Annotated in this window: 22 protein-coding genes and 1 pseudogene; 18 read left to right on the top strand and 5 right to left on the bottom strand. The window is 46.3% G+C overall.

The annotated features are described in order from the left end of the window. Nucleotides 1-639: 639 nt before the first annotated feature. Entirely contained in the window at nt 640-1,389 is a 750-nt protein-coding gene (locus ET33_RS10375) for a hypothetical protein (protein WP_036680355.1), read from the bottom strand. 307 nt (nt 1,390-1,696) lie between these two features. On the opposite strand from ET33_RS10375, the gene ET33_RS10370 reads away from it, so the two are divergent. The 3 genes from ET33_RS10370 to ET33_RS10360 all read left to right on the top strand — a co-directional run bounded on the left by ET33_RS10370 (nt 1,697) and on the right by ET33_RS10360 (nt 3,825). Further along, nucleotides 1,697-2,926: a helix-turn-helix domain-containing protein gene (locus ET33_RS10370; RefSeq protein ID WP_081890279.1), complete on the top strand. Its 1,230-nt coding sequence runs from the start codon at nt 1,697-1,699 to the stop codon at nt 2,924-2,926. Nucleotides 2,927-3,130: 204 nt separating this feature from the next. Then, nucleotides 3,131-3,346, top strand: coding sequence for an aspartyl-phosphate phosphatase Spo0E family protein (locus tag ET33_RS10365; RefSeq protein WP_407668092.1), 216 nt, complete (start codon nt 3,131-3,133; stop codon nt 3,344-3,346). 26 nt (nt 3,347-3,372) lie between these two features. Beyond that, a complete protein-coding gene (locus ET33_RS10360) occupies nt 3,373-3,825 on the top strand; it encodes an AbrB/MazE/SpoVT family DNA-binding domain-containing protein (RefSeq protein ID WP_036680348.1) in 453 nt (150 codons plus the stop codon). Nucleotides 3,826-4,134: 309 nt separating this feature from the next. Here the strand turns inward: ET33_RS10360 and ET33_RS39195 are convergent, their stop codons facing one another. Both ET33_RS39195 and ET33_RS10350 read right to left on the bottom strand, forming a co-directional pair. Continuing rightward, complete coding sequence (locus ET33_RS39195) at nt 4,135-4,338, bottom strand: hypothetical protein (protein ID WP_051775238.1); 204 nt, start codon at nt 4,336-4,338, stop codon at nt 4,135-4,137. A 172-nt stretch (nt 4,339-4,510) separates the two neighbouring features. After that, a complete protein-coding gene (locus ET33_RS10350; RefSeq protein WP_036680345.1) occupies nt 4,511-5,194 on the bottom strand; it encodes a DNA alkylation repair protein in 684 nt (227 codons plus the stop codon). A gap of 405 nt (nt 5,195-5,599) precedes the next feature. On the opposite strand from ET33_RS10350, the gene ET33_RS10345 reads away from it, so the two are divergent. The 13 genes and pseudogenes from ET33_RS10345 to ET33_RS10285 all read left to right on the top strand — a co-directional run bounded on the left by ET33_RS10345 (nt 5,600) and on the right by ET33_RS10285 (nt 19,670). Further along, nucleotides 5,600-6,439 carry an SPL family radical SAM protein gene (locus tag ET33_RS10345; protein WP_036680343.1) on the top strand — a complete coding sequence of 280 codons (840 nt, stop codon included), beginning with the start codon at nt 5,600-5,602 and terminating at the stop codon, nt 6,437-6,439. Beyond that, a complete protein-coding gene (locus ET33_RS10340; protein ID WP_036680339.1) occupies nt 6,429-7,673 on the top strand; it encodes an MFS transporter in 1,245 nt (414 codons plus the stop codon). The genes ET33_RS10345 and ET33_RS10340 overlap by 11 nt, the downstream gene beginning before the upstream one ends. 14 nt (nt 7,674-7,687) lie before the next feature. Continuing rightward, nucleotides 7,688-8,509, top strand: a pseudogene (locus ET33_RS37370) (hypothetical protein). 188 nt (nt 8,510-8,697) lie between these two features. Next, nucleotides 8,698-9,609: an acetamidase/formamidase family protein gene (locus ET33_RS10330; RefSeq protein WP_036680335.1), complete on the top strand. Its 912-nt coding sequence runs from the start codon at nt 8,698-8,700 to the stop codon at nt 9,607-9,609. A 652-nt stretch (nt 9,610-10,261) separates the two neighbouring features. Beyond that, nucleotides 10,262-10,711: a hypothetical protein gene (locus ET33_RS10325; protein ID WP_036680332.1), complete on the top strand. Its 450-nt coding sequence runs from the start codon at nt 10,262-10,264 to the stop codon at nt 10,709-10,711. Nucleotides 10,712-11,040: 329 nt separating this feature from the next. Continuing rightward, nucleotides 11,041-11,619 (top strand): hypothetical protein, encoded by a 579-nt coding sequence (locus ET33_RS10320; RefSeq protein ID WP_036680330.1) that lies wholly within the window; start codon nt 11,041-11,043, stop codon nt 11,617-11,619. Nucleotides 11,620-11,697: 78 nt separating this feature from the next. Continuing rightward, nucleotides 11,698-12,567: a carbohydrate ABC transporter permease gene (locus ET33_RS10315; RefSeq protein ID WP_036680328.1), complete on the top strand. Its 870-nt coding sequence runs from the start codon at nt 11,698-11,700 to the stop codon at nt 12,565-12,567. Next, a complete protein-coding gene (locus ET33_RS10310; RefSeq protein ID WP_036680326.1) occupies nt 12,564-13,454 on the top strand; it encodes a carbohydrate ABC transporter permease in 891 nt (296 codons plus the stop codon). The genes ET33_RS10315 and ET33_RS10310 overlap by 4 nt, the downstream gene beginning before the upstream one ends. A gap of 14 nt (nt 13,455-13,468) precedes the next feature. Next, on the top strand, nt 13,469-14,611 hold the full coding sequence (locus ET33_RS10305; protein WP_161783536.1) for an efflux RND transporter periplasmic adaptor subunit: 1,143 nt from the start codon (nt 13,469-13,471) through the stop codon (nt 14,609-14,611). A 170-nt stretch (nt 14,612-14,781) separates the two neighbouring features. Continuing rightward, nucleotides 14,782-15,588, top strand: coding sequence for a hypothetical protein (locus tag ET33_RS10300; RefSeq protein ID WP_036680323.1), 807 nt, complete (start codon nt 14,782-14,784; stop codon nt 15,586-15,588). 11 nt (nt 15,589-15,599) lie between these two features. After that, nucleotides 15,600-17,390, top strand: coding sequence for a tetratricopeptide repeat protein (locus ET33_RS10295; protein WP_036680321.1), 1,791 nt, complete (start codon nt 15,600-15,602; stop codon nt 17,388-17,390). Between the two features lie 122 nt (nt 17,391-17,512). Further along, the gene (locus tag ET33_RS10290) at nt 17,513-18,031 is read left to right on the top strand and encodes an RNA polymerase sigma factor (protein WP_036680908.1); all 519 of its coding nucleotides are present in this window, start codon (nt 17,513-17,515) and stop codon (nt 18,029-18,031) included. Further along, nucleotides 18,024-19,670 (top strand): DUF4179 domain-containing protein, encoded by a 1,647-nt coding sequence (locus ET33_RS10285; protein WP_036680318.1) that lies wholly within the window; start codon nt 18,024-18,026, stop codon nt 19,668-19,670. Before ET33_RS10290 ends, ET33_RS10285 begins: the two co-directional genes overlap by 8 nt. Before the next feature lie 29 nt (nt 19,671-19,699). On the opposite strand, the gene ET33_RS10280 is transcribed toward ET33_RS10285, so the two are convergent. Both ET33_RS10280 and ET33_RS10275 read right to left on the bottom strand, forming a co-directional pair. After that, nucleotides 19,700-20,272: a GNAT family N-acetyltransferase gene (locus tag ET33_RS10280; protein WP_036680315.1), complete on the bottom strand. Its 573-nt coding sequence runs from the start codon at nt 20,270-20,272 to the stop codon at nt 19,700-19,702. A 37-nt stretch (nt 20,273-20,309) separates the two neighbouring features. After that, nucleotides 20,310-20,933, bottom strand: coding sequence for a TetR family transcriptional regulator (locus tag ET33_RS10275; protein WP_036680312.1), 624 nt, complete (start codon nt 20,931-20,933; stop codon nt 20,310-20,312). Between the two features lie 193 nt (nt 20,934-21,126). Between ET33_RS10275 and ET33_RS10270 the strand changes: the two genes are divergently transcribed. After that, nucleotides 21,127-21,579 carry a VOC family protein gene (locus tag ET33_RS10270; protein ID WP_036680309.1) on the top strand — a complete coding sequence of 151 codons (453 nt, stop codon included), beginning with the start codon at nt 21,127-21,129 and terminating at the stop codon, nt 21,577-21,579. A 58-nt stretch (nt 21,580-21,637) separates the two neighbouring features. Next, nucleotides 21,638-22,222 carry a TetR/AcrR family transcriptional regulator gene (locus tag ET33_RS10265; RefSeq protein WP_036680307.1) on the top strand — a complete coding sequence of 195 codons (585 nt, stop codon included), beginning with the start codon at nt 21,638-21,640 and terminating at the stop codon, nt 22,220-22,222. Nucleotides 22,223-22,259 lie beyond the last annotated feature (37 nt).

Below are 22,259 nucleotides of genomic sequence, written 5' to 3'. Positions count from 1 at the left end.
TCAAGGTTTTTTTAGCAGTGATCGACCCGGTAGATAGAATAAGAACCTTCGCAGGGAATGCGAAGGTTCTTTGTTTACGCTCATTCGTTGAAGAAAATAAAATAGAAAGTAACACAATATCCAATAAAGGTCAGTATAATACTCAGTAAAATTAACTTCGCATACGGAGTGTTGCGGATCTTATAGTATGCTATTCCCAACGACAACATGCTGACTAAAAAGAAGATAAGCATTATAGTCGCAAAAATTTAGATCATTCCTTTCCGTATGTCAGCTAACCCTGTGGTAATAATATTTTGCATCCTTCGAAGCCGACCACCAAATGTACGAAGGGGGGAGAAGCCTATGTTAAATACGGGGGGCGCGAATCTCTTATGAGCTGCGGAAGGCGTCCGGGCAACCAACAACATAGAATTTAAAGAACAAGGGTCACACCGCAATATAAGCAATAGTGACCCTTGTTTCTAGCGTTTTCTCTTAAAATTAATTACCAATGCCAAGGTAGCAAGCGGACCGATAATAAGAGAAATGAAAAACCAGAATAATCCATTCAGATTCTTACTTTGAGCAAGCCCTGTGTTTACAAGCGCAAGCGAAAGCCAATATATAAGATGGTATTCTATCTAAAGAACCTCCCAATTATTTCAAGGTATGGGTGCTATCATTATACCAAATTTGCTGCCAAATGCCTTTATTGATGTTGTTGAGAGCTGGAGTAATCCCTTCAAATTTGGCATATCCTGCATTCCCATCCCCTTTTAAATAGCCGATAAGAGCATATTCAACGAAGCCTCCAGCGGGAACCATTTTTGCCGTCCAATTCTGCCTTGCATATGCTTCGCTGCCGGAAGTCTCCTTTGATGCGGACCCAGACTCGCTGATAATAACCCCGGGGTTATAATTTCGGTGTGCTCCATTGGCATCGACAACTTTTGTGACACGCCCACCATTAGCGAGATCGAACCTGTACGTAAGTGTCAGGTAAAAAGTTGTAATGCTAACACCTAATATAGTTGACTCCCATTGAGCATTCAACGTATTAGGTAGGTCAGAAACAAAAGTAGCTTTTGTTTCTACTGGTACCCCCTCAATCATCACAGTCTGATTTTTGAGTTCTAACGCTTTCCCAATTTCAGAGGATTGAAGAAGAACTTTCAAAAATTTTTCTTGATCGTAGGAAGAAAGAGCTTTGAATTTTTTCAATACCTCAGTTGCGCCGGGATCAGTCTTTTGTTTCTCCGTCAAATATTCCACATGCCCGGAAACCGTTAAGGAGTTGCTTTGACTAGGGGCAGCAGATGCAACGGTGGAAAACATCGCCAAAATAATGCATACAACGAGCGGCCAAAGCGTTACTTTTTTGAAACCATTCGTCATTGATAAAGTCATTCAAACCGCTCCTTCAAAAAATATTTTGAACAATGGTCGGCCGATTGGCTTGTTCGAACATAATTTAACACAATGACACAAAATATGGGATAGGAATGAACGTCTATTTTTGTTTCTGTAATTTCCTCAAAATGTACAAGTGATTACAGTGATTACCAAATAACAGTTAAGCTTTGTAGAAGTTTATCGAATCGTTGTATTTCATGTAAGAATTTAGGCCGAGGAAATCAATTAATTGTAAGACGAAACTTACTTTGCTATAATTGAAAATTGTAAAATTATACATTTAAAAGGAAGGTTATGTGCTATGGTGGGCGTTAAATTAAAAACCATCTCAGATATTATCTTCCAACTTAGAAAAGAGAAAAATTTGACATACGCAGAACTCGAGGAGCTGACAGGGGTAAGTAAAAGTGTGCTAAATCGAATAGAACGCGGGGAAACAAAGCGGCTAGAATTTAAAAATTTGAAGGCTATAGCTACAGCTTTTCCTGCACAGTATTCCGAGATTATGGAGTGTTACCTTGAAGAAGAAAACCGGATTAACACTTTGTTTGAAGTACTCGAAGAGGTGACTACCTGCGAAGAGAGCTTTTTGCTAGTTCCGAAAGTGGGGGCGCGGATATTGGAGTTGCATACGGTAAAGACGGAAGAATCGCTTCAGCGATTGTTTGACTTTACCAGAACAGTAAACCATGATTCACTGAAAATATCGCTTTATGCAATAATCATAAAGTATTCCAGAGAACGCGGAGTGCCGTATTACGTAGCCAAAGGGCTGCTTCAAAAGTATTTGATTGAGAGGAACGATTTCGAAAAATTGGAAGAATCCTTTCAATCAGGCCAAGAAATTTTACACTACACTAATTTTTTATCACGTGAGGAGAAAACTACTTATTATTTTAGAATGGTTTTACATGCATATAACATCAAAAGGTTTAAAGAAAGCATACAACTCTGTGAGGAAGGTCTTCCGCTAGAAAAAGAAGATACTGAACTTAAAGCGAGGGCCTATTTGACGATGATTAATTCATATTCGCAATTAAAAGATTACGATGCGGTTGAGAAGCACCTGGATACTTTTGAAAACATGAAGAATGATTTTGTTATCGAATCCGCCAAGATTACTCGGGCCTTAACAAAAGCACGAAAGAAAGAGTTTGATATTGCTATACCGTTGCTTAAAAAATATATGGACGAGGTCAGCTTGGATAATAAGATACACATTGCAGATGAACTACTTGAAATTTATTTTCAATTGGGGGATTTTAAATCTATTGAAGAAATATTGGAAAGGGAAAAAGAGTTTTTACCTAAACAGCCACTAACGCCACAGAAGTTGGCGTCTATTGGAAAATTGCAAAGATATAAAGGATATTACCAACTTAGTATCGGCTTGCTTGGTCAACAGGTAAAGAGCAAAAAGATCACGGCTGATAACTTGGCGGAAATGTTCCACGAAGTCGGTCTTATTGCATCTCGTTTGAATCATCAGAGTGATCAACTTGTCGGTGAAGACGTTATTGGAAGAGGTTAAAGTAGATGTAACGGCCGGAATGAATGAATATAAGTCATTATAAATAAATGTTTTTCGGTCAAAACAGGTGATTATAAACCTGTTTTTTTATTTTTTGAAGTTGCACAAAATGGAATTACAAGTTTTTTATGAGATGTATGGTACAGTTAATTTTGTGAAAAAATAAAATTGCAATAGTTTAAAAAAGGGGACTGCCATATGACCATGTTAGCGAATGGAAAGGAGGCTTGTGTAACCCTTGGACTAAACAATTTAGACGATGGTGCGTTACTCAATGCCATGAAAAACATTCGGAACCAAATGAAAGAGGCGGTACAGCAAGGCGAAGGCTTAACGAGTGAATATGTGGTCCAGTTGAGTCAACAATTAGATACATACGTTTTAGTTGCTCAAATTCGAAAAATGCGATGTGTGAGCTAGAAATCGTTTTTGTTTGAGGTGTGCTTATGCAAGAGGATAGAAGAACTGGAATTGTTAGAGTGGTTGACAATGTAGGTAGAATCGTAATTCCTACGGAGCTTAGGCGTATGTTGAATCTTAATCCCAATGTTCAGACGGAGTATTTTTGCGATGACGAGAGAAAGGCGATTATGGTTTATAGATATCATAGCAAAGAATGTTTGTTTTGTTTGAGTGAGAAACAAGCCATTTACTTCAAAAAATTTTATATTTGTATGTCCTGTATTCAAAGCCTTCCGGAGCTTCAGGTTTTCTTGGCGCGGGTAGAACGTGAACGAGCAAGTGAGAGAAACAAGAAAGAATATACTTCAAGAAGAAAAAAAGCATTGGATCGGCTACATCAAGCGATGAAGGAAAACCCTAGAGCCTCACAAAAAGAGTTAGCCAAAATCTTGGGATGTTCTCCAGCATGGGTCAGTAAATTAATTAGAGACCTATAGATTAACAAAGCGCTGGAAGAGAGGATTGAACATGTCATATCTTTTACATAAATTTTTGCAAATGCCTGATGTCACGACTTTTTTTAATTATATTTACGTCCTTGACGATCATGGAGTCGGGGGCTAAACACAGAAAAAAAGGAGTCCCGGCCAGTGGTCAAGGACTCTTTTTAACGTTATTCATATAACTAAGTGCTTAGAACACCGGCTGTAAGTCCAGCAAAGTTAGTAATTGTTTGGTTACCCGATAAACCATTCCCTGTGGCTTGTAGAGTATAGGTATGGGTGCCATTCAGTGGTGTCTCGTCACTATTGCATCCAGCCAACCATACCTTTATAACGGTGTGCAAGAGCTTTGTGGAAATATTCCTGCTCGGCATATTGGTAAAACAACGGAGGATTGCCCGCACAAGCCATCTTCATTCGCTCAAAATGTTCGGCTTTCACAAAATGATAACCAGCCATTTGCTCAGGATCGTAAGACCTATTTTGTAAATTATCCGTTCCGGACAAAATAACACACTCCTTTTTAAGATTTGGTATCCTTTCTAGGCAATAATAATATATGACAATAGCCCGAAAATGTACTAATGACATTAGCCTAATCTAGGTAGGATTCTGGACATCGGGAGGACCGAGGTGCATCTGAATAATAAATAAAAGCAGGAAAAATACACGTGCTAATTTATTTCCGTTTCATACTACGAATGAGAGCTTTCGTTTCTTTATCTACACGATAAGATTCTGTAATTTTTTGTAAAGCTTTATTATAAGTAAAATCATCGAGAGTATTATGTTTTAAATAGTCCAATGTTAAATCAGGGAATTTTATATAGCAGATAGATACCGCCCAAGCAACAGCCATTTTTGCGTAAAAACCATTATGTTTTGTGTTATCGAGTAGATTTAGAACTTTACTAATGTACTCATATTCAATATAAAAGTCTAAAAGCATGACTACGCCAAAGCGAACTTCATATTCATTTTTTGATGAAAGATAAGGTTGTAAGAATTCCCATACATGCTCTCTATGTTCTTTGGTAAATTTAAGTCCTATGCAGAAACTATCGCAAACTGACCAATTATCTATGTTGGGTACGAAAGAAGCTACATAAGATAATTGGTCATTAATATCCGTTTTAACATAGCCAATAACCATACCTTGTAACATAATTTCCTCAAAATATTCATCTTCGGCTGTTTTTAGATAAGTACGCCAATCATCCTTTGCAATCTTCTTTGCTATTTTGCGTAGTTCAGGTAGTCGAATACCCAAAACATTATCAATATTAGGTATGAGTGCTGCTGAAAATTTTTGATATTCTGGATCAATAAGTTCAGATATTTGTGTTCTAATTGTATTTTTCATCCGTATCCTCCTGGTATTTAACTATCATCGATTGGAAAAGCGGTAGGAAATCGCAAACATGAAATTCCTCCTGTTTTGCCATACATAACTCTAATATATTTTTATCATACATTGCTTTTATTTGATTTTGTAATCTTGCTCTTATGTTCCCAAATCCGTACAAATGATGAATTTTGGTTTATACTAGTTTTCCGCGGAGGTGATTACATGAAAAACAAAATAAGCCAACAGCAACAGACAAAGTCAATTTTACTGATGAGAGATGGCGGGCTATCGTACAAAATGATGCATCATACAATGACAAATTCTATAGGAGAACTTCCATCCATGTAAAAGGTGCAAGCCTATTCAAAATAAACCATGAAGAACTACCAATTATTTAAATCATATAAAAGGAGGGACAACGTGAATACAGAGTTGTTATATAAATATCCTAAAACGCTTATGAATAAAGGTAGTGGTTTTCTTTCTGGATATAGTCATACATTAAATCCTTATACTGGCTGTGCATTTTCATGTTCATATTGTTATGTACGTCAAATGCCTGTTTCAACGTTTCGCAAACAGGAATGGGGGACTTGGATAGATATTAAAAAAGAGGCTGCACCCACATTCCAAAAAGAATTGCTCAAAGCTAAGGCCAAAGGTCCGGTCACCATCTTCATGTCATCCAGTACGGACCCTTATCAACCAATCGAACACAAGGAGAAAATTACGCAGTCTTTACTGGAAATTATGGTGGACAATCCCCCGGACTTCTTGCTTGTTCAAACACGAAGCCCGCTTGTCCGCAGGGACATGAAGATGCTGCAACAGTTGGGAACCAAAGTTCGGGTAAGTATGACAGTAGAGACCGATAGGGAAGATATTCGCAAGCATTTTGCGCCCTATGCTCCCCCTATTCCAGCAAGACTTAAAACACTCCAACTGCTTGCTGAATTTGGTATTCCTGCACAGGTTGCCATCGCACCCGTATTACCAAGTAGCGAGCGATTTGCAGAAATATTGCGTCCCTTGGTTAACCGAGTATGTATTGACGATTATTTTATGGGGGACGGCAGCGGTGGTAAACGAACACACAAGATGGGCTTACAAGCGTTATATAGAAATCTGGAAATGGAGGAATGGTATCATCCATCCGTCTATCAAATGGTTTATAAACGAATGCGGCAGTATTTTTCGGAAGATGAACTTTTCATTAGCCAGAAGGGTGAACTAAAATCAGAGGTGTATTATGAAAAATAAAAAATATTTTAATTTTTACAAGCTTTGGCTAGGACAGTCTATAAGTTTGTTAGGTACCCAGCTTACAGTAGTAGCTTTGCCTCTTTTTGCATTAGAGGTGCTAAAAACAAGTGAGGCGAATGCTGCCTTGCTTCGTGGGGTTATATTCATACCCTACCTAATTTTCGGATTAGTAGCCGGTGCTTTGATAGACATCCTTCATAGAAAAAAGGTTTTGCTAATTTGTGGTATATGTCAAGGCGTTTTATTTTTATCAGTATTCATACTGGCTGTAACAAATGAAATAACGTTCCCTTTATTGGTGTTTCTCATGTTTTTAAATGGAATATTTACCACGTTTTACAACATTGCAATTCCTTCTTTCTTACCGGAAATATTAACAGATAAAGACAACTTAAAAAAAGGAAATGCTCAACTAGCCCTTTCGGAGTCTCTTGCTATAGTAACTGGTCCTATGCTAGCAGGAATCGTTATTACTCTAGTTGGATTAACAGGCTCATTCACTGTTGACGCAGTAACGTATTTTGTTTGTTTTGCGTGTGTATTATTTATTTCAAGGTTTACACCGCATACAGAGGGCTCTTTAAAAAACGTAAATATAAAATCCATATATAAAAACATATATGAAGGTTTGATATATTTTAAAAACCACCCTGTATTGGAACCAATTGTAAGCTGTGGCGCTGTTTACGGTTTTTTTAAATACATTCTAAATAGCATTTTAGTAATATTCCTTTATAAGGTAATGGGTCTATCTGAACTTGAAATAGGCTTTGTTGTAGGTTCGGCAGCGGTGGGATTTTTAATAGGCAATACGATACTCATAAAAAAAAGTCAACAAATTAATAATACAAAAATGCTTATTTATAGCGCTACTGTATCAGTTATAGGTCTGTCCTTTATACCCATAATGGGATATTTGGGAACCGTTTACGGTATAGTGGCTGTAAGTATCATACATGGTATGGGAGAAGGTGTATTTGCCCCTTACGCTGCAACCATACGACAACTTGCCTCACCAAGTCACATGCTAGGCAGAGTAAACGCTGTACAGCGTACGCTTAATTGGGGAGCTTGGGCATTAGGAAGTTTTGCTAGTGCATTTTTAGTTTCTATATTTGGGCTTCAAACTACGTTATTTATAGGGGGCTTCGGAACAACATTGTGTTTAATAATGTTGTTAAGGCGAGGCGTATTAAAAGGAACCAACATTGAATATACGAGTTCAATTTAAAGGAGATGATTATGATGTATAAGGTATTAAAAGGAACTGACATAGAAAATACACCACACGTTTTATTTATAGGGGGATGGACAAAGCCTATACAAGATGCTTTAGACAGGGGGTATACTGTTTCGTATATAGGGTCTTACACTAAACACATATATTTCGATGGAACGATCTTAGAAAAGTGTTTCTATAACAAAGAAAATAGACACAACAAACATACCCGTGTGTGTGTACTATGCTGAAAAATTGTACAAAGAGAAACCGTTTGATGTGGTTGTATCTTTCAACGAAGTAGCCTTAGATACGGCTTCCATAATTGCAAAGATTTTTAATGTTAAAGGATTTTCTTTCAACGCTAATATGATAACCCGCAATAAAGACATGATGCGTGAAATTCTAGCAGGCAAAGACTTTTCGATAGATTCGATAGTTTGCAACAACATAAAAGACATTGATGAATTTTTGAACAAAAAAGATAGTATTAAGCTATGTCTTTAAGCTTGATTCCAAAACCAGGTTGCTTAAAAGAAATCAAGTATAAAGGGTTAGCTAACATATCCGAGGTCGTATTAATTGATCTATTAGTAAAAGAGGGCGACACCATACCAACTATTGTAGAGAGTACTCAACGCAAAGGATATATATTATTTACGGCTAATGATATAAAAGATATGTACGAAGTTGCAGATAAAATATGTGACAATATAACGTTTGTTTATCAGGATTTGTCAGAATGGAAACCTTCTTTTAAAAAAATATTTAAAGAAACCATTTCAGAAAACCAGGCGTGGGAACGAGAGGACAGGGGAAGCGGATGGCAGGCGTATGGTTCTATATAAGTTGAACTAATGTTTTTTCACAAGTCTGATGCAAAGTCGATCTTCGCAAATGTCCATCACGATTGTGTTCGCCATTAACGGTTGCATGCTGTTAGCGGTTACCCTTATACTGAAAATACCAAAATTGTCGATGCTCTCAAGCAATGTAATAGTCAAGGGAAATTCCTCGATCTAAAGGAGGCGAAACGATGGCTGTACACCACTTTCAACCCAAACATTACCATAACACCATAGGGGCGCACGAGCCCGTACTCAAAATTGCCGACGGCGATTCCGTCGTGACCTCCACAGTAGACGCCAGAGGCTGGGACTACCGAGGGGAAAGCGTGGCCGGGCGCGGCAATCCGATGACGGGACCATTCTATGTGGAAGGGGCGCAGCCCGGCGATACGCTTGCCGTACGGCTTGAGTCGATGGTGCCGAGCCGGGATTGGGGCTGGACGTTCAACGTGCTGGCGCCGAACGTTGTCGATCCATTAGCTGTCGCAGCTTTGCCGCCACTCGACATTGTGCGTTGGTCTGTGGACGCTGAGCAAGCTTTGGTTGTTTTGGAAAAGCCGACGTCCGGTTTGGCCGGATTGAAGCTGGAAGCGCGTCCGTTTCTGGGCTGCTTTGGCGTTGCTCCTCCAAAAGATCAGGCGATTTCAACGGCAACGAGCGGGGAATACGGCGGGAATATGGATTATAAAGGCCTTGTAGCCGGTGTTACCGTCTATTTTCCGGTTTTTGCGGAGGGGGCGCTCTTCCATCTTGGGGACGGGCATGCCGTTCAAGGCTGCGGGGAAATTGTAGGCACCGGTGTGGAAATATCGCTCGACGTCCGTTTCACTGTTCAGGTATTGAAGGGGAAAACGATCGGTTGGCCGCGAGGCGAATCGGACACGCACTGGTTTTGCATCGGCAACGCCAGGCCGCTTGATCAAGCGCTGCAGCATGCAACGACGGAAATGCTGGCTATGCTGACGAAAGACTACGGCCTGACTGCCTCGGAAGCAAGCCTGCTCCTGGGCCAGGCTGTGGAATACGAGGTGGCCAATGTGTTCAACCCCGCCTACAGCGTCGTTTGTAAAGTTCCAAAAGCCGTGCTGTCCATGCTATAAAAGAACTGTTTATCTGACAAAATGGCGATCGCTCTACGGTATAGAACCGGGAGCGATCGCCATTTTGCTCTGGTATAGCCAGGCAATTATATCGATTCTCGTATCGAACATGGGCGCTGATATGATTGAAGACTTCAGTATCATGCAGCCGTCGCTTTGACGCTCGTTCGATTGTATATCGGCTGGAAATGGTTGAGCGCAGGTAGGGGCAAGCTGACAGGCGCAAATCCGTTTGATGCGAGCGGCTTTTTAAAAGGAGCGGTTGCCAAACCCATATTGGAGACAGGATCGAATCATCCGCTTTATCCGGGATAGGTGGAGTTCCGGAACCATTTTGCTTTGCCGAATGCCAAGTTGTTTAGCACGTTAGTCATGTATGGCGAGTTTATGGTAGGACTGGGCCTGCGAGGAAGCGAGGGCGGTTATTAGTGAGAAGCTACAGTGGTACATAAGAGAAATTACAGAAGAGTTGCAGCAGCATCACAGCAATTAAATGCATCCGACAAGTTTTTTTTTGAAAGTCGACTTATTTTGTACAGGATAATGCCGCTTTTCTGCCAGATAATCCAAAGATCATACATTAATGGGAAAATATTGTATGATTGGTATTGTTCAGACATTCTGAACTAACTTATTTCAAGGAGGGTTTGGTATGAAAAAAGCGGTTGTTGCAGTTGCGGTTTTGGCAATGGTGGTTTCAGCAACCCCAGCATTTGCTGCGGATGCAACAGGTACTAATGTGAAGAACACATCTCAACAAGAACTCGCAGGGAGGCATTCTTACAGTTTAGACTCCCGTGAAACGTGGGTGTCTCCCACTGTTAGTACACCAAGAGGTTATTCCAGAATAAACCTGGATATCGATCAATACAGCAAAAAGTTCACTGATTTCTATTATAGAGTCTATGAAGTAGTTGATGGAAAAACGACAAGGTTGGATGATTTCCACGTTACCGGGGACTCTGGCACTTCTGATTACTGGAAGGCCAAGGCTGGAGCAGAATATTATATTAAAGTTACTAACTACAGCAGAGAAAGTTTTGATGAATCATCCCCGGGTATATCTGGAACTGGAAGTGTTAATATTTATTTTACCAAATAATTCGCAGGAATAGGAGATTTGTTGGAATTTAAGAAAGGACAAAAATAGTCCCGGCCAGTAATCAGACTGGTCAGGGACTTTTTGCGTTTTTCAACTTTAATTCCAAAGTATCGCTTTCCACAAGTTGCCCACAAAAATGATGTCAAACTATAGTCAAACTTCTCATGCATTGTTCACTCTAAGAGCCTGAGAACCGGCTAAATTACTGGATTTTGTACCAAGTTGTCCATCTCCGTTACATTTTGTTTACAACTCGGAGAAGTTTTCGTTACATCCTCCATTTATAACTAAGCATAGGCATGGACAATAACAAAGGAGTGAGAGACCAGATGAAAAAAACAGGAGTCATACTGCTCAGCTTCACCTTAATCGCGATGTTGGCCGCTTGCAGCAGCGGTGCCGTTAAGCAAGGTAACAAGGGAGGCAGCTCTGCAAATCAGACGAAGACCGGACAGCAGGACGGTTCATCGACGGAGGGCAAGACATCGACCGAGAGCAAGACGCTGTCGGAGGATAAAACCTCCACCGCCGATAAAACGGCCGTCGGAGATAAAGGGACGAACGATGAGAAATCGCCAGCAGGAGGCACGGCAGCTACTGGCGCATCGCCCGGAGGTGGAGCGTCGTCTGGGGTTGTAGCGTCTTCGGATGCAAAAGCGCCGACGGAAAGCAAAGGAACGGCGGAGAGCAGGGCTTCCGCAGACAGCAAGTCTTCTCCGAGAGCAGCGGAGTCACAAGGTACTGCGGTTTCTCCGGGAGCGGCGCCGTCATCAGACAGAAACGCGGCGTCGGAACGCAAGCCATCGTCCGAATCCGGGCCGGTGAGGGGGAGCAAAGCTCCGGCGGAAGCGACGCCATCCGGAACAGATAAGTTGCCGGCAGGTTCCGCGCCTGCGACGTCGTCGTAAACAGGGGAATCTTGAACGAATAAAGGGCATGGACGCGGGGGCGCCGTTGGCTTTCCCGCGTTTGGCATGGAGGCAAGCATGAAATTACCCGCATTCTCCAAGAAAGACACGGTACTGGCTATGCTGTTCCTTGCGCCGAGCGTGGGCGGGTTTGCGCTTTTTTATGCGATCCCGTTTGCGATGGGGCTTGTTTATTCCTTTATGGACGGCACGATGGACGGAAATTTCGCGGGCCTCGCCAATTATCGGGAGCTGCTGGCCAGCGGTTCGTTTCGGAAGGCCGCGTGGAACACCGCTCTCTTTACATCCGTCAGCGTACCGTTGATGGTCGCTATTTCTTTAGGGCTGGCGCTGCTTTTGAACGAAAATGTGTTTTTTCGCCAATGGCTGCGAACCGCCTATATTTTACCGCTTGTCGTGCCGGTCGCCTCGATTGTGTTGATTTGGCAAATTGGTTTCGACTGGAACGGCGCGGTCAACGGGTGGCTGCACCGCTTCGGGATTCAGCGGATCGACTGGATGAAATCGGAATGGGCCATCGTCGTCATCACGGCGATTTATATATGGAAGAACATCGGGTACAACATGATTTTGTTTTTGGCGGGGGTTCAAGCGATTCCTGAGAGCTATTACGAAATTGCCCGTCTCGAAGGGGCGGGGCCGTTCACGAAGCTGCGGATTACCCTTGTCTATTTAATACCGACGATGTTTTTCGTCGTCCTGATGTCGATTATGAATTCGTTCAAAGTGTTCAGGGAATCGTACTTGTTGGCCGGAGGCTATCCGCACGACAGTATTTATATGCTTCAGCATTACATGAACAATATGTTTCTTTCGCTCGATATTCAGAAGCTGACGGCCGCCGCAAGCCTCATGGTCGGCTGCATTATGATCATCGCGCTTGGGTTGTTCAGGATGGAACGCGGTTTACGGAGGTTTATGGAATGAGGTTGGGGGAGAAGAAAGCGGCGTTGCTGCAAAAATGGCTGATGACTTTCGTGCTGCTCGTCTTTGCTCTGGTTATGCTGTTCCCGATCGGGATCACCTTTACGAATTCGCTCATGACGGAGCGCGAGATCGGCATAAACTACGATCTGCTCGGAAAGATGCTGAGCGCAGATTCTGGGAGACAACACGAATTTGTCAATTTAAAGCTCATCCCCGACTGGATATCGCTAGAGCAATTTGACAAAGTGCTGATCCAGTCTCCGAAGTTTTTGTTCCTGTTCTGGAACTCCGTGCTCATGGTCGTGCCGATCGTATTCGGACAAACGGCCGTGGCCGCCTTGGCGGCCTATGCTTTCGCCATGCTTCGGTTTCCCGGCAGGGACTCGTTGTTTCTTATTTATATTATGGCGATGCTGATGCCGTTTCAGGTGACGCTGGTACCTAACTATATTATGGCCGATAAGCTCGGCATCTTGAACAACGTCGCCGCCATTATTTTGCCGGGCGTGTTCGCGACCTACGGCGTATTTCTGCTGCGGCAGTTCATGCTGCACATTCCCGCTCCGCTGCTCGAAGCGGCCCGGCTGGACGGGGCGGGAGCCGGAACGATTTTCCTTACGATCGTTCTGCCGTTGGTGAAGCCGGGATTGGCGGCGCTGACGGTCTTGCTGTTCGTAGATTACTGGAATATGGTCGAGCAGCCGCTTATTTTTTTGGAGGACCCGCTCTGGCATCCGCTATCCGTTTATTTGGCAAGCATTCAGGAGGGAGCGCGGGGCGTAGGCTTTGCCGCTTCTTTGCTCTACATGAGCCCGGTTGTTCTGCTGTTTTTGTATGCGGAGTCTTATTTTATCAGAGGAATCCAGTCGTCCGGCATTAAAGGATAGGAGAGATGCATACGGTGGAGCCGCAAGGGATGGAGCTGGCGGAGGCTCGGAAAAAACGAAAAATGGTGGTGGTGTCGGGGGCATTCTTCGCTCTGCTGCTCGTACTCACGTTATTTAGCAATACTCTGCAGGCAATTACGCTGCCCAAGGTACGGACGGAAACGCCGGTTAAGGGAAAGCTGGTTCATAGCATCGAAGCGAACGGTATGCTTAAGCCGGTGGAGGAAGTTGAACTAAAGAACGAGACCGGCTGGAAGGTGAAGGCCATTCATGTGAAAGCGGGGGATGCCGTCGTCAAGGACCAACTGCTGATTACGTATGACAGCAAACCGGCGGATCGGCAAATTGCGGATGAGCAAACCGCCTTGAAGCAGCAAAAGCTGCAGCTGGAAGGGTTGTTCGAGAGCTTCGTCGAAGCGAACCGGACCGGGGATTCCACGGCGATTAACAAGGCCAAGCGGGATATTGAATCGAGGCAGCTCGACATCGATGTCCGCGAACGCAAGATTCAAGCACTGCAAGAAGACTTGGCAGGCCAGCGTCAGATTGTGGCTCCGTTTGACGGAATCGTTACGAGCGTCCGCGCGACCGAAGGGCTTCCTTCCCTGCCGGGACAGCCGGTGATCCGCGTGTCCAACGCGAGCCTGGGTTACGGAATGTCCGTGCCGGTGGCGGCCGACCTCGCATCGCTTCTGTCCGTCGGGGAAAAGATCGAGGTGGAGGTGAAAGACCAGACGGTCCAAGTGATGGAAGGCCGGATCGACGAAATCGTCGATACACAAATGGAACTGGCAGGCGGCTTGGGGGAGAAGCAGGACGCCCCTCCGGTATCGAAAACGGTACGTATTACCGTTCTGGGCGAAGGCTTGAAAGGCGGGGAGCGGGCGGCCGTCCGGCTGCAAAAATCGGTGTCGGCGGACGAGCAGCTTTTGATTTCGAATGAGGCCGTCCACAAGGATCAAGAAGGGAAATTCGTTTATGTGATCGAAGAGCGAAAAGGCCCGCTAGGCAACGGCTTTTATGTGCGCAAGAGCTATATTCGGGCCGCCGATGCGAACGCAAACCAGACCGCCGTCCGGGAAGGCATTTTCCCAATCGATCAAATCATTGTCGAAAGCGGCGAGCCTTTGCAGGCGGGGAACCGGGTACGGCTGTAATAACCATTGGAAACAAGCACTGCGGTAGTTGCTGCCGGGTGCTTGTTTTTTTGTGATGAAACTTACATTCCGTTCCTAAAACTAACATTTTACTGGGGAGCGGCCGATAAAAGGTAGAGTTCGTTTTTTGGGGCAGCTTATCGATAACGCCGTATAGAGGAGGAGAGGGCATGGAAACTTCCGAGCGCTTCAAATTCAACAGCAGGCTGCCGTTCGATCCCGGACTTTTGAAGCAAGAGTATTTCATCGATATCGACGACCAGACGCTCTTATGCTTAAGTCAATATCAGGAATGCTGGAATACGGGCGAGTACGTATATCGTATTCTGACTACCGAAGAAATTCGGGAAATGCTGGACTTTTTACAGGACTTGGCGTGCCATCGGAGCATCTGTCCGCTGCTTACGGACGATCAGTCCAATTACATCGGCTTGTATACCGACGGCCCGCTGCGGGATAAAGTATGCTACTTGGATCACGAGGAGACCGATTTGTCGCCGGGATTCCGCCATATGGAACGGTTCGTCGCGAAAAGCTTGCAAACTCCCGGAGCGGAGTGGGATCGGCTTGAGCGGGATTACCCTGTCGTATCCGACCGGGACGAGCAGCATGAGCACAGCGTGCTTGATCTAAAGGTCGTTCAAGAGATCGATCAACTCCTCTTGCAAGAAGAGCTTGACGAGGATGACATGCAGCAGCTTATTTTTTCCAAATTGACGATCATGCCTTATGCGGAATCGGAACAGATTTGCCGCTATCTGACTTCGGATGACATGTTTATCCAGGAAAAAGCCGTTATCCTGCTAAGAAAAAGAAACTACACGGCGGCGGCCCGTTCTTTGTTCGAGGTTGCCAAAAACGGGATGCATAACGGAAGGATGGCAGCGATCTTCGCATTGAAGCAATTCCGTACGGAGGAAAGCAAACGGCTGCTGAAAGAATTGGAAGCGCTGCTGCCGAAACCTTATTTTACATAGGAGTGAGAGAAGTGGAACACGCGCATACCGAAGGAGAACACCGTTTTCCTTCGCCTGAGCAGGATTTTGAAATTTATAAAACGGCCCGAAGCGACGGGGATTTCCAGCATGCTTTATACCATCTGGCCTGTGCCTTGTCGACCAATCCGGCTAACGCCGAATGGCTCGATTCCCTTAATGAGTGGATTGATGCGGGAGAGGACCTGCTGCCTTTTGTACCGGTAGAGGAAAACAATTATTTCGCCGTCATGGCGGTAAGGGCTTACATTTACGCCAGAATGAACAAGTTTAACGAAGCTTTCGGCCTCTTGGGGCAGGTGATCAGTGTAAAGCCCGAGGTCCCTTATCTGGTGTGGGTAAGCGAATGGGAATCGCGAATCGCCGTTGTTGATCATATCGAAGCAGATACGATCATTGGTTTCGCCAGCGTAGTGATGAGATCTCTTGATCTGCTGGAAGGAAACGCACGGCACAAGGCGCTTGCCGCTTTAGTGTCCGTGCTCCGAAAGATGTGCGAGGCGCATCCTAAAGCTTATATGTTGTTCTGGCTGCTGTCCTCGATGTACCGGAGACAGGAGGATGTACTGGCCGCATTTGCAGCAGCCAAAACGGCCTACAAGCTGAATAAATGCTGGAATACGGCTATTGGGATGGCGCTTTGCTTCAAAGCCCAGGGCAACATCCGCAAAGCGGCCGGCTTTTACAAGAAAGCAGGCAGGCTCGACCCCGGGAAAGAGGCGGGCTATCTGGATCTGGGCGATCTGTATCTGGAAAACGGCTTATACAAAAAAGCTCTGAAAGCTTACAACAAGGCCGCGGATATCCGGCCCGATCACGAATGGGCGATCCCGTCCATCCTTTATTGCGAATATATGATTAAAAAAGACCCTGAGCGTTTGGGGAAAATCGAAGCTTACTATAAAACAAACGCTTCGAACGGCAGAGCGAGAGAGCTGTTTAAACCGTTATTGCCGGGCTCCGAGCTTCCTTTTGTCGATTACATCCCGGAGCCGCAGGAAGCCTCCATCAACGTGCTGCGTCAAGTGGCGGAACAAAACCCGGATCTGGAAAGCGGCGGGACGATCAGCCTGACGATTAACCATCTGGAGGCGCCGAGCGCGATCCGTGCGATGGAGCTCTACTTGAACAAATTCGGCAAAAGCGCTAATCCCCCCAAGCTGAATTTGACCATCGACAACGTTCCGAAGCCGGACCCAAGGCAGCCGATTGCCGAGAATGGCGCCATGCTATGGAGTTATGAAGGGCCCATCGCACAGCCGGCTATGCCCAAACCGTCGGGCCAAGCGGTCGATGCCGTACGCCGATTGGCGATGACTTCGTACCAAATTGAGGATTGGTACCGTATCGCCGGCGAAATGGCGCAAAGTCTCACCCCTGCGCACCTGCCGGACTTATTCGCCGTTCTGACTCATCCGCCGGAGCCGCCCGAATTGGTATCAAGCTGGCGCTGGCTTCAGCGTATTCAATACGCGGCGGTATTCCTTATGGCACGCCTTAGTCCGTCCAAGCCTTCCGAACCCTTGCTGTCTCTATGCTACGGTCAGTCGGACTGGCCGGTCAATGCGGCGGTGGCTGTATTGGCTTATGAAGCGCAAGGCGATCCCGAGCTGGAAAAAGCGGTATCCGAACTGTTTCTCCAGCTTATGGAGCGGATTCCGAAAGAAGGGTACTGCTTCTTTACTTATGCGCTGATTTGCAGCTGGCTGCGGCTTTCGTCCATTGATGTTAATCTTAGGGAACAGCTGGAGCAATGGAAGAACGATCTGGAACAGCGGGAATAGGCTGATTGCCCATGCACGACCGATTCGGGAGGATCGGTCTTTTTTTCATCCGGAAAAACGAACCGAAATCCTCGGTTATTTGTCTTATTGGCGGTAACGACGCGATAGGGGGTGAGCAAGAGTTGACCGACCGGGAATTATTCGATACGTACCGCAGGGACGTGTACTATTTGTGCCACTATATGCTGCACAACGCCGCCGATGCGGAGGACATCTGCCAGGAGGTATTCCTGAAGGCGTTCCAGACGGATCGGCAAGGTGTCGAACGGATCAAGCCATGGCTGCTGCGGATCGCCGTGAATATGTGCAAAAGCCATCTGGACCGCAGAAAGCGGGGCGTGCTGAAGGAGCTGAAGCATTTTCTGCTTGAGCGCAGACGCGATACGGAAGCGGCGGACGAAGCGCTGGAACGGAAGGAAAACGAGCTGGAGACGGAGCGGTGGCTCCGGGCATTGCCGGTTAAGAATCGGACGGTAATGACATTGCGGTATATTCACGAGCTAAGCTTGCAGGAAATTGCAGAGACGCTGGATATCCCGCCGGGCACGGTAAAATCTAGATTGAACCGAGGGCTGCGGCAGATGAGAAGAGATCTGGGAAAGAGCAATCCAAATTTGAAAGGAGCGGAATGTCTTGAATAAGCTGACGGAAGAGCAATTGCTGGAGCTGGCGCGCAAGGAACGTCCCAAGCTTCCGGATTTTGAAGCGATGTGGGAAAAAATTCAAACGAATACGAATCTGCAAAATGCTTCCGCAGCGCCGAGAAGCAGAAGCTTGGCCCGCAGCCGAAAACGTCTCATTCCGTTAGCCATTGCGGTATCCTCGGTCATCGTGGCCGCACCGGTCGTTGCGGGCGTATCGATGGGTTGGCCCGTGTTGTTTGACCGGCTGGGCTTTACGACGGCAATGGAATCCGGCTTGGGCAATCCGCTGGACATCACGGTAACGTCGGCAGGTGCGTCTTTGGCTCTCCATGGCGTTGTTACGGACGACCAGCGGCTGGATGTTATGTTTACTTTCGACGTTCCGTCATTACCGGACTATGACGCCGTCGAGTTCGAGCACCAGAAGTTAACGAATCCCCAAGGCGAAGCTATGCCTTTGAATGCCTTGATCCGCAAGGATACCTTGCCGAACCGAATGATCGGGCTGCTGGAAACGGACAATGGACTGGGAAATAAGCGGGAACAGCTCAAGCTGTCGCTGAAAAATCTTGTTTTTTATAAATACAAAGATACGGAGCTTGAGGCAAGTCCGATGTCGTTAAAGGATGGCGAGCATGTGGACAGCCGCACCCGTTTCGGAACGCTGCAGATCGTTTCGGCTGCAAAGGAAAACGACGTACTGACGCTGCGTTATGAAATTCCGATTAACGGACCGGAGGATGGAAAGCTGAATCCGAGGCTGTTCCTTAAAGTGGGGGAGAAACGGGTAGATTCGAGTTATTCCGCTATATTGCCGACGGAGAAATCGGGGATTCAACTCCGGCAGGATATCTTCCGTTTGTCGGATTCCGAGCTGAAGAGCGCCAAACTGTATTTCACCTACTTGGACACGATACAAACGATCGCGGGGACGTGGGATACGTCGTTTGAAGCAGATGGCAGGAAGGCGAGCCAGGTGATGTTCCGCAAGCCGCTTGATCCGGCGGCGGTTGCTAACGATTCGATTATGGATTTGAAGGAGCTTGTCGTGACGCCGTTGGAAGTCCGTCTGATGTACGACGATAAGCTGAAAACCAAATCCCCTGATCTGGAATCGGTATTTTACGATACCAATCAGCTCGTGCTAAATGGTAAAACAATTGACGGCGGGAGCTTGTCCACGGAAAAAAGCGGCTGGTATCTCCGCTTCCAGCTGCCGGAATGGTCCAAGGATTGGTCCCAGGCGACGATGAAGCTGCTGCTGTCCGATGCCCGTATCACGAGACGTTCTAAGGCGTGGCATCCGCTGGAGACTCCGTCCGACACGAAGCGGACGATCGACACGAAGCTGGACCAGTTTCCGGTCACGTTTACGTATTACAAGGAGGGCGAGGATCTGGTCGTCGAATCGTATTCGACCGATCCGGACTTTATGGACGTTTCGCAAACGTCCGTGAAGCGGGATGGAGACATCGTTTATCCTAAGATGAATCCTACACCCCCCGGCGGTAACGGAACGAGCAAGAAAGTGGACCGGTACCCCGGACTGCTGTCCAAACCCGGTAAACTGGAGCTGAATCCGGGCTTCTATGTGTTCAAGGACGGCAGCCGCAAGGTGGAATTGACGATTAATTAAAATGAAATGCGGGGAATTGTCCCGCCAGATCAGGCTTTTGTAACGGCTGCTTCGAAATCATCGGGGCAGCCATTGCCGTACTCATGCTGAAGCAGACCCATATGAATAATGTCGTGCCATGCGCCTTCTCTGAACAAGCTTTGCCGGGAGATTCCTTCCCTTCGGAAGCCTAGTTTTTCATAAAGCTTGATCGCTCTCTCGTTGAAGGAAAATACTCTTAACGAGACCCGGTATAGGTTCAGCTCCAGGAATGCATAGTCAAGCAGCAGCTTCAAGGCCTCGGTTCCGTAGCCTTTCCCCCAGTAAGCTTTGTTGCCGATATCGATGATGCATTCGGCATTCCGGTTTTTGGTATCGAGCTGGATTAATGATGTAATCCCGAACGGTGTTTCCGAAGTTTTGTCGACCAGAATGTAGCTTTTGGAGGAGGGGGAGCCCAAGATGACTTGATGCACGAACTGCCGCGTCTCTTCGAGATCGTAAATATCGAGCCAAGGACTGGTGGAACGCATAACCTCCAGATCGTTTCTCCACGCATGATACAGCTCCGCATCGTTCGCCGTAGCTTTTCTAAAGACAATTCTGTCGGATTCGAACAACATGGCAAGCACTCCTTTAGGGCAGGATGGATAGTAAAATCTAAATCCGGTCAATCGGGCAGAGCATTTCTTTCAACGAGAAGAGGAAGACGGTCAATTGATCCTCGACAAGGGTTGTTTCCGCTCCAAGTTGGAACGTATCCAGCATCAAGCCGTCCATAAACGAAACAAAATATAAGGCGACCGCTTCCGGAGATAGTCGTGGCCGGAATTCTCCCCGCTCCGTCCCTTTGATGACGACCGACTCGATAGCCTCCTTAATTCGCAAGTAACGCTGCGCGATGTACGGGAAGCTTTCTTTATTCCGTCTGTATCCGGAGGACAGAAAAAACTCCGCCTTGGCCAGCAGCAGCGTTTGCCCGACTGTCTTCAGGCTGTGCGGTTGACGGTTGACCCAGTCGGTTAGCTGAGGCCAGAGCGGTGAGGAATCGGCCATTTCGAAGAAGAGGATATCCTGCCGATCGTCAAACTGCAGCACTTCGATAAACGCATGCTCGATATTGTCGAAGTAGGAATACAGCGCGCCTCTGGATATTCCGGCTTCGTTCATAATCGATTGCATCGTTGCTTGCGTATAGCCCTCCTGGATAAACACGCGCCTTGCCGCTTGCAGCAGCTCATGCTTTTTGTCCTTCTTGTATTGTTCGCTTACTTTGGGAGACAACAGGATCAGCTCCTCCTGATAATAAAAAAGACATCAGTGTCGTTTTTGTCCGCAAGGCTATTATAAACGACACGCCTGTCGTTTTTCAAGTTGTTAGTGGGCAAAAGTGGAAGTTTTTTATTTACATACATACAGTATGTATGTTAAGATGTGGGTATCTTAACTATCTTAATCCCAAAGGAGATCGATCACGATGAAAACAAACAGCTTCTACCCGGTTATTTTGACGGAGCAGGTTGCGGTGAGCGCGGCTTTTTACAAAACTCATTTCGGCTTTGAAGCGGTATACGAAGCCGACTGGTACGTGAGCTTGAAAATGTCCCAGGGCAGCGTTTCCTACGAATTGGCGATTTTGGACGCTTCGCATCATACGATACCAGTAGCCTACCGCAGACCGGTGCAGGGCTTAATTCTTAATTTTGAAGTGGACGATGTCGATGCGGAATACCGGAAGCTCATTATCGAGGAGAAGCTGCCCTTGGAGCTTGAGCTTCGGGACGAAGAGTTCGGACAGCGGCATTTCATAACGTGCGATCCTAACGGCGTCTTAATTGACGTGATCAAAATAATCCCTCCTTCGGAAGCGGAAAGCGCGCAATATGCCGAGAACGTGTGGGCGGATGGCGAAGAAGGCGGGAAAGCATGAGAATTAAGGGTGTTGGCGAACCGGGGGGCAGCCGGACAGAAAGGGAGTATATTATCTTGTGAAAAAAAATAAAGAAGAAACCGATGAAACGATTCGCAAGCTGATCGCAATTGCCAGAAGGTATTTTACGGAAAAAGGGTACGCGGACTCGGCCTTGGAAGAGATCGTAAGCGAGGCCAAGCTGACGCGGGGGGCGCTTTATCACCATTTTGGAAATAAAAAGGGACTGTTTCATGTCGTGCTGGAATCCGTGCAGAAGGAAGTTGCGGAGCAGGTCGAAGCGGAGGCGTCCCAAAGCGACGATGTGTGGGAGCAGCTGCTGTTCGGGTGCCGCGCCTTCGTTAAGGCTGCGGTTGAACCCCGAAGCCGGCGGATTCTGCTGATCGATGGCCCTGCCGTGTTAGGCTGGGACGTCTGGCGCAAAATGGATCAGCAGCATTCGATGCGGCTGCTAAGCGAGCAGCTTCAAATCATGAAGCGGCAGGGGTGCTTCCGGCCCGCATCGATCGAAGCTATGACGCATTTTTTGTCTGGCGCACTGAACGAATCGGCGCTGTGGATTGCACAGATGCCGGATCAGCGGCAAGCGCTGGAGGAGTCAATGACGGTCATTGCCTTATTGGTGGAAGGGCTCAAAAAATAAGCAAATAGACCGTTCCGGCAAAGGAAACGGTCTATTT

The organism is Paenibacillus tyrphae (assembly GCF_000722545.1).
GTDB classification, from domain to species: Bacteria; Bacillota; Bacilli; order Paenibacillales; family NBRC-103111; genus Paenibacillus_G; species Paenibacillus_G tyrfis.
Note: the sequence above shows the minus strand (reverse complement) of the source record. Positions and strands in the feature narration are given on the sequence as shown.